The organism is Rhodobacteraceae bacterium D3-12 (assembly GCA_025916135.1).
In the GTDB taxonomy this organism is placed as follows: Bacteria; Pseudomonadota; Alphaproteobacteria; order Rhodobacterales; family Rhodobacteraceae; genus JAKGBX01.
The window spans coordinates 4484479-4495761 of record CP104793.1 but is presented as its reverse complement, the minus strand read 5'-3'; the positions used below and the strand labels follow the sequence as shown (position 1 = coordinate 4495761).

General features: G+C 61.8%; 11 protein-coding genes. 7 read left to right on the top strand and 4 right to left on the bottom strand.

Annotated features, from left to right (window positions below; translation table 11 throughout):
- Window positions 1–25: 25 nt before the first annotated feature.
- Window positions 26–547, bottom strand: coding sequence for a protein phosphatase (locus N4R57_21965; protein ID UYV37552.1), 522 nt, complete (start codon window positions 545–547; stop codon window positions 26–28).
- A gap of 68 nt (window positions 548–615) precedes the next feature.
- Complete coding sequence (locus tag N4R57_21960; protein UYV37551.1) at window positions 616–1455, bottom strand: neutral zinc metallopeptidase; 840 nt, start codon at window positions 1453–1455, stop codon at window positions 616–618.
- 104 nt (window positions 1456–1559) lie between these two features.
- Between N4R57_21960 and N4R57_21955 the strand changes: the two genes are divergently transcribed.
- From N4R57_21955 to N4R57_21925, 7 genes are all read left to right on the top strand, one after another.
- On the top strand, window positions 1560–1961 hold the full coding sequence (locus N4R57_21955) for a DUF202 domain-containing protein (GenBank protein UYV37550.1): 402 nt from the start codon (window positions 1560–1562) through the stop codon (window positions 1959–1961).
- A gap of 81 nt (window positions 1962–2042) precedes the next feature.
- Entirely contained in the window at window positions 2043–3830 is a 1788-nt protein-coding gene (locus N4R57_21950; GenBank protein ID UYV39648.1) for a DNA polymerase III subunit gamma/tau, read from the top strand.
- A 61-nt stretch (window positions 3831–3891) separates the two neighbouring features.
- Window positions 3892–4764 (top strand): TauD/TfdA family dioxygenase, encoded by an 873-nt coding sequence (locus tag N4R57_21945; GenBank protein ID UYV37549.1) that lies wholly within the window; start codon window positions 3892–3894, stop codon window positions 4762–4764.
- Complete coding sequence (locus N4R57_21940; GenBank protein UYV37548.1) at window positions 4761–5174, top strand: hypothetical protein; 414 nt, start codon at window positions 4761–4763, stop codon at window positions 5172–5174. Before N4R57_21945 ends, N4R57_21940 begins: the two co-directional genes overlap by 4 nt.
- 30 nt (window positions 5175–5204) lie before the next feature.
- Window positions 5205–5549: a YbaB/EbfC family nucleoid-associated protein gene (locus N4R57_21935; GenBank protein UYV37547.1), complete on the top strand. Its 345-nt coding sequence runs from the start codon at window positions 5205–5207 to the stop codon at window positions 5547–5549.
- Window positions 5550–5656: 107 nt separating this feature from the next.
- A complete protein-coding gene (gene recR, locus N4R57_21930) occupies window positions 5657–6250 on the top strand; it encodes a recombination mediator RecR (protein ID UYV37546.1) in 594 nt (197 codons plus the stop codon).
- Window positions 6251–6347: 97 nt separating this feature from the next.
- Window positions 6348–6821 carry a hypothetical protein gene (locus N4R57_21925; GenBank protein UYV37545.1) on the top strand — a complete coding sequence of 158 codons (474 nt, stop codon included), beginning with the start codon at window positions 6348–6350 and terminating at the stop codon, window positions 6819–6821.
- 47 nt (window positions 6822–6868) lie between these two features.
- Here the strand turns inward: N4R57_21925 and N4R57_21920 are convergent, their stop codons facing one another.
- Both N4R57_21920 and N4R57_21915 read right to left on the bottom strand, forming a co-directional pair.
- Window positions 6869–9562 (bottom strand): Hint domain-containing protein, encoded by a 2694-nt coding sequence (locus tag N4R57_21920; GenBank protein UYV37544.1) that lies wholly within the window; start codon window positions 9560–9562, stop codon window positions 6869–6871.
- Between the two features lie 235 nt (window positions 9563–9797).
- Window positions 9798–11060 (bottom strand): glycerate kinase, encoded by a 1263-nt coding sequence (locus N4R57_21915; protein ID UYV37543.1) that lies wholly within the window; start codon window positions 11058–11060, stop codon window positions 9798–9800.
- Window positions 11061–11283: the final 223 nt, after the last annotated feature.

The window sequence follows — 11283 nt, the reverse complement described above, 5'->3', positions numbered from 1 at the left end:
CGGCGTAATCGGCCGGTTTCGCCCGCTATTTGGGCGTCTCGTCGCTCTCCGCCTCGTTCTGAGGCACAGCCGCGAATGCCCATTGCAACTGCGCTTTGGTCTCAACTGCGCAATCTCTCAACGCTCGCAACCGGTTCAGCGCCTCAAAGCGGTCCTCGCCGCTCTCCACCATCAGCCGCAACGCAACCATGCCCGACCGCCCACAACCGCCACGGCAATGCACGATCACCCGCCCTCCACCGTTGAGCGCACGCCGCACGTTGTCACTCACCTCTGGCCAGATCGCATCTATCTCCGCACTCGGCGTTCCGAAATCCGCCACCGGAAGATGCCACCAACGGCTCGCCATTGCCTGAATGTCCGACCCAAGGTTGATGCCACCGACCTCGACCATCTCCGCCTCTGTTGTCATTGTCACAACGATGCCGGGCTTCCACTCGCTGAACACATCCAGATCGCCGCGATAATCCCCGCTCCGCCCCGGAAGCGATGCAATCGCAAGCGTGCCACCCCCCACCGGCAGGGCATAGATCACAAGGCCCGACATACCTTGGCCCCGCGTCGTGACTGCTTAAGAAATTGAATGGAAATACTCAAACGCCCCAAGTTTACCTCTTATAAATTTCGCGCATTAAAAGTGTCACAGGCGTTCGGATCGCCGGTTTCATACCCGGTCGCAAACCATTTTTGACGCTGCGCGCTGGTGCCATGGGTAAATGTATGCGGCTGCGGCACGCGTCCGGCGCGGCGTTGCAATGTGTCATCGCCAATCTGGCGCGCCGCATGTAGCGCTTCATCAATGTCGCCCGGTTCCAGCATCCCACCAACGGCCCGTGCCCACACACCGCTCAGACAATCGGCCTGCAATTCCAGCTTTACAGTCAACGCATTCGCCTCGATCTGGCTGGCTTGCTGACGCGCCGCATTCACCTTGGGCAGAATACCCAGCTCGTTTTGCACGTGATGCGCCACCTCATGGGCAATCACATAGGCGGCGGCAAAATCACCCTTCGCGCCCAGCTTCTCTGACATCGTCGCAAAGAATTCAGTGTCCAGATACGCCTTCTTGTCCGCCGGACAATAAAACGGACCCGTCGCGCCGCTCGCGCCGCCACATCGGCTCTGGGTCACCCCACTATAAAGAACCAAAATGGGCGGCGTGTAGTCGCGATCAAAAACGCGCGGGAAAATCTCGCCCCACACCTCCTCGGTCGTCGCCAATACCTTTGACGAAAATTCCGCCGCCCGCTCCTCTTCAGCCGACAGAGCCCGCGGCTCGGTTTTCTGCCCGCCCGCCGCCTGACCGTCCAAAAGCGGCGTCACATCAATGCCCGCGAAATACCCGATGGCCAAAACGATCAACAACCCGACACCGCCAAGCTGCGCACCAGTCTTGCCTTTAACCCGCCGCCGGTCTTCCACATTCCGGCTCCGGCGCACTCCTCGCAATCGCATTGGCTTTCCCTTTTTAACCCGGTCACTCAACCCACAGTGACCGATTCTGCCTCGACTTGCCAAGCAACATGAAGCCAAAGCCAACCTTCCGCTAGACCGCACAGGTGTCCGCGTCTACGCTCAGCCATATGGCTGATACCTCGCAAATGGACTCTGACGAAAAATCAGAAGTCAGAACCGAATGGTCCGAAGACCGCACAATCATGGCGAATGAACGCACATTTGCAAGCTGGGCTGGCGCGGGCATGGGCGCCATCGGCGTCGCCATCGGTCTGCAGGCCGTGTTTGGCGAAACCGACCCCACTTGGCTCGCCAAAACGGTCGCGACCCTGTTTCTTCTCGTCGCAATCGCCGTTTTCTGGTCGGCCCGAACCAAGGCCTGCGCGACCTACACGCGCCTGACCGAACATGACGCCGAGGCCCGCTCGACCCGCGATTTCAATACCATCACAATCATGCTCATCCTTGGTGCGATCGGTGTCGGCGTCATCCTGTGGCTAATCTGACGACGCACCCCAATCCAGTAGACGCGCCGCCTTCCTCGGAATAGGTTGGCGGGCGAACACGGCCAAACCCCGAATCCGACCCTGAAACCAAATCCGACAAAGGCGCACATGACCGACACGCCCGAAAAAACCTATCAGGTGCTGGCCCGGAAATACCGGCCCGAGACCTTCGCCGATCTCGTCGGGCAGGAGGCAATGGTCCGCACCCTGAAAAACGCGTTTCAGGCGGATCGCATCGCCCAAGCCTTCATCATGACCGGCATTCGCGGCACAGGTAAAACCACCACCGCCCGTATTATCGCCAAGGGGATGAACTGTATCGGCCCCGATGGCAACGGCGGCCCCACAACCGATCCCTGCGGGGTCTGCGAGCATTGCGTCTCGATCATGGAAGGCCGCCATGTCGACGTGATCGAAATGGACGCCGCCTCCAATACCGGCGTCGATAACATCCGCGACGCGATCATCGACACGGTGGCCTATGCGCCCTCTGCCGCGCGCTACAAAGTCTTCATCATCGACGAAGTTCACATGCTCTCCAACCACGCCTTCAACGCCCTGTTGAAGACGTTGGAAGAACCGCCAGCCCATGTGAAATTCATCTTTGCCACCACCGAAATCCGCAAGGTGCCGGTGACGGTCCTGTCGCGCTGCCAACGCTTTGATCTGCGCCGCATCGAACCCGAAGACATGATCGGCATGCTCACCCGCATCGCCGCTGCCGAAAACACCCAAATCGCCGAAGACGCGCTCGCCCTCATCACCCGCGCCGCCGAAGGCTCCGCGCGTGACGCGACGTCCCTGCTCGATCAGGCGATCTCGCATGGGGCCGGTGAAACCACCGCCGAACAGGTCCGCGCCATGCTTGGCCTTGCCGATCGTGGCCGCGTGCTTGATCTCTTTGACATGATCCTGCGCGGCGATGCGGCGGCGGCCCTGTCCGAACTTTCGGCCCAATATGCCGATGGCGCCGATCCTATGGCGGTGCTGCGCGATCTGGCCGAAATCACCCATTGGGTCTCGGTGGTGAAAATCAGCCCCGATGCCGCCGATGACCCCACCGTGTCGCCCGACGAACGCGCCCGCGGTCAGCAAATGGCCGAAGCTTTGCCGATGCGCATCCTGTCGCGCATGTGGCAAATGCTGCTCAAGGCGCTGGACGAGGTCGCCCAAGCGCCCAACACCATGATGGCCGCCGAAATGGCCGTGATCCGCCTGACCCATGTTGCCGACCTTCCCACGCCCGAAGAACTGGTTCGCCGGCTCAAAGACGAAACCCCGCCACCCCCGCCTCCGGGCGGCGGCGCGCCTGCGCCAAGCGGTGGCCACACCATGTCCGCCGGGGCGCATGCTGTGTCCTCTGCGGCATCGCGCCCCGCACCGTCTGGCGGCGGCCCCTCGGCTGCGCTGGCCCAAGACCCGGATCAGGCGCTCGCCCGCTTCCCGACCTTTCACCATGTCGTCGACCTGATCCGCGCCAACCGCGATGGCAAGCTGCTGATGGATGTCGAAGCCGACCTCCGCCTCGTCAGCTACCAACCCGGTCGCATCACTTTCGAGCCGTCCCCGACCGCGCCCGCCGATCTTGCCCAGCGCCTCGGCTCTGCCCTGCAACGCTGGTCCGGCAACCGTTGGGCCGTCTCCGTGGTCTCCGAAGGCGGCGCACCCTCGATCGAGGAAACCCGCAAAGCCGAGGAAAACGCCCTCAAATCCGAAGCCCACGACCACCCTTTGGTCAAGGCCGTCTTTGCCGCCTTCCCCAAGGCCGAAATCAAAACCATCCGCTCCGCCGCCGATCTCGCAGCCGAGGCGCAAACCGATGCCCTGCAAGAAGTCGAAGACGAATGGGGCCCGTTCGAGGAAGAATAAAAACGACCCAAGCCGCAGCCGACCAAGCGCATGCCATTTCACTCCGGGGATACCACCAGCAATGCACACCACCCCACTCCACCCCGATTTCGGCCTGACCGTCCACGATGTCGACCTGCGCGACGTGACCACAAATCACCTGTTCCCCGACATCCGCCGCGCCTTTGAAACCCACTCGGCCCTGCTCTTTCCCGCACAGCAGATGGACGACGCGACCCACCTCCGCCTCGCCCAGCTGTTCGGCCCGCTCGAAAACCGCGATGCCATGGCCGCCGGGCGCGACGTCGCCTTTGAAATCCCCGAGGTTTCGAATGAAACCGCCACCGGCGTCTCTGCGGCGACGGACCTGCATACCCTCAACCTGCAGGCCAATATGCTCTGGCATACCGACAGCACCTTCCTGCCCACGCCCGCACTGATCAACATCCTGACCGCGCGGGTGTTACCACCCTCCGGCGGCGGCGAAACCGAACTCGCCAGCACCCGCAGCGGCTGGGCTACCATGCCCGACGACCTCAAAGCCGCCCTCAAAGACTCGATCATCTGGCACCGCCTGTCGCATTCCCGCGCCCGCATCTCGCCCGACCTCGCCGCCCTGCCCGAGATGAACAAATGGCCCGACCGCCCTTGGCGCGCGATCTGGCCCAATCCCGTCACCGGAGACGAGTCGCTCTTCATCGCCTCCCACGCCTTCGCCATCGAAGGCATGGGCCTCGCCGAGGGGCAGCGCATCATCGACGCCGCCATCGCCCATTGCACCGCGCCCGCCGCGGTCTATACCCATCACTGGCAGGTCGGCGATGTCCTGCTCTGGGACGAACGCGCCTGCCTGCACCGGGGCCGCCCATGGAACTACGACGAACCGCGCACCCTCAAATCCATCTGCTGCTCCGCCACCGATGTTGACGGCCTCGCCTCGGTCCGCGTCGTATGAAACACGTCGCCGCCACCCTCATCGCGCTTTTCCCCACCACCGCCCTCGCCGATGTCTGCGCCAAACAACGCCCCGATTGGCTGGCCGACTATGGTCCCGCTACCGGCCTTGACGAATTGGTGTTCCTTTTCACCTCTCTGCCCGGCCTCGGCATCCTCGGCGCTTTCACCCTCGCCGTCCTGACGGCACAAAAACGCTACTTCGCCATCACCGCGCTGTTTTCCACCCTGATCGGTGTCGCCCTCTATATTTCCGCCGCCCACCCCGACGACCTCACCCGCACCGCCATCACCGAAGGCTGCGTTGGCCCGCAAACCCTGCCCATCGCCGCCTGTGTCATCATTGCCGCAGTTTCCATCATTGTTCTCGCCCTGCTCTGGTTGCGCGACCGCCCCGCCACACGTATCTAGAAGACAACATAAATCCCGAAAGGAGACCCCATGTTCAAAGGACTGGGTGCCATGGGCGACATGGCCAAAATGATGAAAACCGCCGGCGAAATGAAAACCAAGATGGAGAACCTGCAAGAAGAGATGCACTCCATGATGGTCACCGGAGAATCCGGCGCCGGCCTCGTCAAGGCCACCTGCTCCGCCAAAGGCGAGCTGAAATCGCTCGACATCGACCCCTCGATCTTCAACCCCGACGAAAAAGAAGTCGTCGAAGACCTGATCCTCGCCGCGATCAAGGACGCCCAGAGCAAAGCCTCCGACCGCGCCCAATCCGAAATGAGCAAGATCACCGAGGAACTCGGCCTGCCCGCCGATATGAAACTCCCTTTCTAAGCCCCTTCATTTGGCCCCAAATATCCCGGGGAGGAGATGCAAAATTCTTGATTTTGCATCGGAGGGGCTGGCCCCTCACCCCCCTCCACACCGCGCAAGGCCCGGCAATGAGCAGCACCCGCGACATCGACAACCTGATCGAACTGATGGCCAAATTGCCCGGTCTCGGCCCCCGTTCGGCCCGGCGTGCCGTGCTGCATCTGATCCGCAAACGCGCGCTTTTGCTGCATCCTTTGGCCGATCTCATGCAATCGGTCGCCGTCACCGCGCGTGAATGCCTCAACTGCGGCAATGTCGGCACCTCTGACATCTGCGACATCTGCGCTTCGGAAAAACGCGCCACCGGCGAACTCTGCATTGTCGAAGACGTGGCCGACCTCTGGGCGATGGAGCGGTCGGGCGTCTTCAAAGGCCGCTACCATGTGCTCGGTGGCACCCTCTCCGCCCTCGACGCCGTCGGCCCGCAAGAGCTGCGCATCCCCAAGCTGATCGACCGGATCACCGCCGAAAACATCAGCGAAGTGATCCTCGCGCTGAACGCCACGGTCGATGGTCAGACCACGGCGCATTACATTGCCGACCAACTCGAAGGCTCGGTTCGGGTCACCTCGCTGGCCCAAGGCGTGCCCATCGGCGGAGAGCTCGACTATCTCGACGACGGCACAATTTCCGCCGCGCTGCGCGCCCGCAAACAGGTCTGACCCACGCGCCTGCGGCATCGGCGCGTCCCAAAAACCGTTTGTATCCCTGATTCCACTTGCGTTAAGCAGGCTGAAACTTTCAGCAAGGACAGTATTTATGGGCTCTCAGAAAACCATCGGCATTTTCGCCACCATTGTTGCAATTACCTTTTTCATTCCCTGGCTCAGCATCCCCTTCGGAGGAGAGATTTCTCCCTTCAAGATTTTCAGCGAAGCCGCGAAAAACCCTAAAAGCATGGGCGACGCGCCAATTGGCGTCTGGTTGTTCCTCGCCTCTTTCATCCTTGCCGCCGTGGTCGCAGCGCTGGCCTTTACCAAAGGCTGCGGCAAGGGGCTGGCCATCATCGCCGGCCTGCTGCCCCTCGGCCTCATCGCGTTTTCAATCATCCGCGTGACAAATGACGCCAGCAGAGCTGGCCTGCCCCTGCCCAGCATGAATGATTTCGGCGACGTGGTCGACGTTCTCTCCGAAGTGCTGAGCTTTGGCGTCTATGGCTATGTCATCGGTGCCGTTCTGCTCACCATCGGGGCGGTTTCCAAAACACCGGCGCAAGCCGACGGTAACGCCTAAAGCACTCCGGCACGGCGCCGCCTTTCCCGGCGGCGCTGCGCCAACGCTTACAGGCGCATCAACTGCGCTTCATGTCTGCGCAGACACATCCGCGCCGTATCACCATAGGGCCCCGCCGCATCGCGCAACTCGGGGAACAAGGTGAACAACTCTTCTCGCGCCGCTTCATCCACCGCGCCCAACCCGGTGTCACCGGGATAAAAGCTCTCCGATGGGGTGCCCTCGGCATAGATGATCTCATGCCCGTCAAACAACAGGTGAACATAGGTCACCGTGCCGCCCGGCACCTCGCGGATTGACCCGCCATTGATCAGATGCTTGGCGCTGGCCAAAACTTCGCCAGCCCCGAACAACATGTTCACCTCGCCACCGCGTATCAACATCCGGTGCTGCGGCGAAACCAGCAACGGCCGCTGGTTCCCCAAGGCCCCGGCATCAAACCGCACCGGCGCAAGGCTGCCAACCGCTGCCACGCTCCTTTGCCCGACCCATCGCACCGGCTGAAGCCCGTGATCCCGCGTCACGACAAGATCGCCAATCTGCAAATCCTGCACGGCGCGCAACCCCTGCGCCGTCGCAATCCGCGTGCCTTCGGTGAAACAAATAATCAGCGTCTCAATCTCGGAAAAGCTAACAACCGAGCCGTCAGCCAACACCGCATTGCCGCTCATACCGCCGCCAACACCGGGGTCGCTATTGGTCAGGGTCACATCATCCCAATGCGTCTGCCCCTGAAAATCGAGCGTATCCCCCAGCGCTTCGTCACCCTCGCCACCGACAACCGTCGCATTCGCGGCCCCCGCTTCGCCAAGGTCACTGACAAGGAAAAGATCGTCGCCGTCGCCACCGCTCACCGAATCCCCTTCGGCAAGCGTGATCACATCCGCGCCGTCACCGCCCTCGACGGTGTCCGAGCCGGTGCCACCATCCAGCACATCGTCTCCCGCGCCACCAAACAATGCATCCTGACCGCTCTCGCCGAACAGATGATCATTGCCGCTCTCGCCGAACAACTCGTCATCGCCCAGCCCGGCAAACACGCTGTCATCGCCAAATCCGGCATAGATTATATCGTCGTTTGCCGCTTCACCGGGCAAATGCGCGTCGCCCGCATCAATGCTGTCACCATCCGGGTCGCCCGCATAATCGACATCAATCGTGTCGCTCCCGACGGTCCCGCTGACAATCCCGTCACTCGTCGCAAGCGGAACACCCATCGCGGCAAGCTGCTCAGGACTGCTCACCTCGCTCGTCGAAACCCCGACAAGGGTCAGGCTCTCGCCATTGGGGAAGGTCAGAACCGCATCGCCTGTGCCGTCGCCATTGGTGTCGCTCACCGTGACATCATCGGTGTCCACGGGGTTTCTGTCCCAATCCATGACCGTGCTCACGTCAAGCTGATCTTGCCCGGAATAGGTGCCATCGCCGTTGAGTGTTGGCGCGGCAAACCCGCTCACCACATCCGCACCCGACCCGTTCCCAAGAACCAGAGTATCCGTGCCAGAGCCCAAAATGATGGTCTCAATCTCACCGAACTGCGCAGTCGAGACCCCATCGCTGAACGTCCCGATCTCGGGGCTCCCATGGGTGAGATCAACGGTCAGATCATCGGTCACCGCACTCAGGTCAAGCGTATCCCCCTCAACCTGCGCAATATTCTCGCCTTCGATCGTGTCATTGCCGAAATCGTTTTCGATGTGGAAGGTGTCATCCCCGAACCCGCCCCAAAGGTAATCGGCCCCGGTGCCGCCGTATAGCGCATCATCGCCATAGCTGCCGCGCAACCAATCGTCACCCGCGCCGCCATAAAGCGTGTCGCTCCCCTCGTTGCCCTCAACCGTGTCATCACCGGCACCGCCGCTGACATAATCATCGCCCGTCTCGCCGTAAATCGAATCCGACCCGTCGCCGCCTTCGATGCTGTCGTTGTCTTCGTTGCCATAAAGGCTGTCGTCACCCGCGCCGCCAAGGATCGTGTCATCACCAACCCCGCCGCGCACCGTATCGTTGCCTGTCCCGGCCTCCACACTGTCGTCACCCAACCCGCTGAGCACAGAATCATTGCCACCACCGGCCTGCACAACGTCATTATTGCTCAGATCGGCAGCGTCGCTATTGTCGATCTTGTCGCCTTCAGGATCGCCCAAAAAGCTGTCATCAATCGTATCCGCCCCAGAGGTGCCCTCAACGATGTAATCCAGCTCCGCCGCGTCAAACGTGATGTCCGAAACGCCGAACAAACCGCTGTTCGTGGCGCTCTCGCCATTGTCGAAAATGAACCTCAACGATGAAATCGGCCCCGGAATCGACACCGTTACGCTATCCGCCGCGCCGCTTGTCTCTACCCCGGTGCTGGCATTGCCATCAGCATCAAGCTGATTGCCGCTGGCGGTGTGCAACCCGTCCAGATCGCTGAAATTGACCGCGACTTCGTTGCCCGCAGCATCCGTTGCAATAATGATCAGCCGGTCATCCCAGCTTCCGGCAGCTTGGTCGATGTCGAAAATCTCAAACGACAGGTTCTCAACCGGCTCCGCAAAATCCATCTGCGTGGTCACCGGATCGGTCAACCCAGACACCCAAAGCGCCGTTTCCGAAGGGCTGCCGGTTGTCGCCACGGTCGCGGTCTGCCCGGCTCCGTTGGTCGTTGTGCTCAGCGTCACACCAACCGTATTCGCCCCATCCGCAAGGGTATACGACCCGTTTGCACTCGCCCCGGACCAATCCAGCGTGTACGCCATGCCTGCTTCCTTACTCGCCCGTGTTACACGGTCAATTTTGGTTTCTCATTAACAGACAAATGCGCGCCCCTGCTCGGGTCATGACAACATTCGTCACCCCGCGTGAGACCAGAAAAGCATGTCGCCAAAACGGCGGAATTTGGACATTTCTTCGTGAAATTTCTTAACGATCCATGACTATCGGCGGCCCCACACCTGCAATTGTGGCGTCGCGCGGGCACCTCGGATCACTGGGCTACCGGATCAGGATCACCCGAAGGTCATTTACATTGGTGCCCGTCGGCCCCGGCGCGAATAAATCTGCGACCGCGTCAAACGCGCCCCAAGCGTCGTTGCGCGCCAATGCCTCCGCAGGGTCCACCCCGGCCGCGCGCATCCGTTGCGCTGTTTTCCCGTCCGCAAACGCCCCGGCATTGTCTTCGCTCCCGTCAATCCCGTCGGTGTCAGCGGCCATCGCGGCAATCCCGTCCAACCCCTCCAGCCCAAGCGCCAATGACAAAAGGAACTCGCTATTGCGCCCGCCCCGTCCGCCTTTCCCGCGCAAGGTCACGGTGGTCTCGCCCCCCGACAGCAACGCGACCGGCGCGCTGAATGGCCGCCCCTTTTGCCGGATTTCCCGTGCGATGGCCGCATGCATCCGGGCCACGTCCCGCGCCTCGCCCTCTATCGCATCCGACAGGATCCGGGGCGTGTAGCCCGCCGCAAGCGCCACCTCTGCCGCCGCTTCCAAAGATTTTGACGCACTCGCAATCACATGCACCTCATTGACGTCAAAAACCGCGTCATCCGGGCTTGGTGATGCCTCGGCGTTCTGCACCGCTTTTTCCACCGCGTCCGGCAATTGAATGCCGTAATCTCGGATCGCGGCCAACGCCTCGTCGCGCCCCGATGCGCCCGGAACCGTCGGTCCGCTGGCCACCTGCGCCGGATCATCCCCCGGCACGTCCGACACGACAAAACTCACCACCCGCGCCGGGGCCGCCGCCGCCGCCAATCGTCCGCCCTTCACCCGGCTCACCATTTTGCGAATGGCGTTCATCGCCCCAATCGGCGCGCCGCTCGCCAACAACGCCTCGTTCATCGCGATTTCATCCGCCAGCGTCAGCCCCGCCACCGGAGCCGCCAACAACGCCGACCCCCCGCCCGAGACCAGCGCGATCACCAAATCATCCGCACTCAGCCCGTCAACCGCTTGCAACAACGCCGCACTCGCCGCTTCTCCGGCGGCATCCGGCACCGGATGGGAGGCTTCCAAAATCCTGATCTTGCGGCACTCGGCGCCAAAGCCATAGCGCGTGACAACCACACCCTCCAATGGCCCCTGCCACAGCGCCTCCAACGCCGCCGCCATCTGCGCCGATCCCTTGCCCGCGCCGATAACGATCACCCGCCCCTTGGGCCGCTCGGGCAAAAGCTTTGCCATCGCCGCGCCCGGTTCCGCCGCAGCAACGGCTGCGTTGAACATCTCTTCCAATACGGCGCGGTCTTGATCTCGCATGGCTTGCTCCTTTCCCCCATTCCTTCAACAGCCGCCGCCAAAACACCAGCCCCCCGTGCACCAAGCTGCGCAAAATATGACCCGCACGCGACCCGCTGCCTGTTGCGTCACCAATCGCACTCTGGACATATACGCAATTCGCTCTGGCACTATCGACATGACACGTTTTCAGGCTTCAAATGGTGCTGAAATTTTGAAACCGCGCGTCGCATTGGCCGATTCT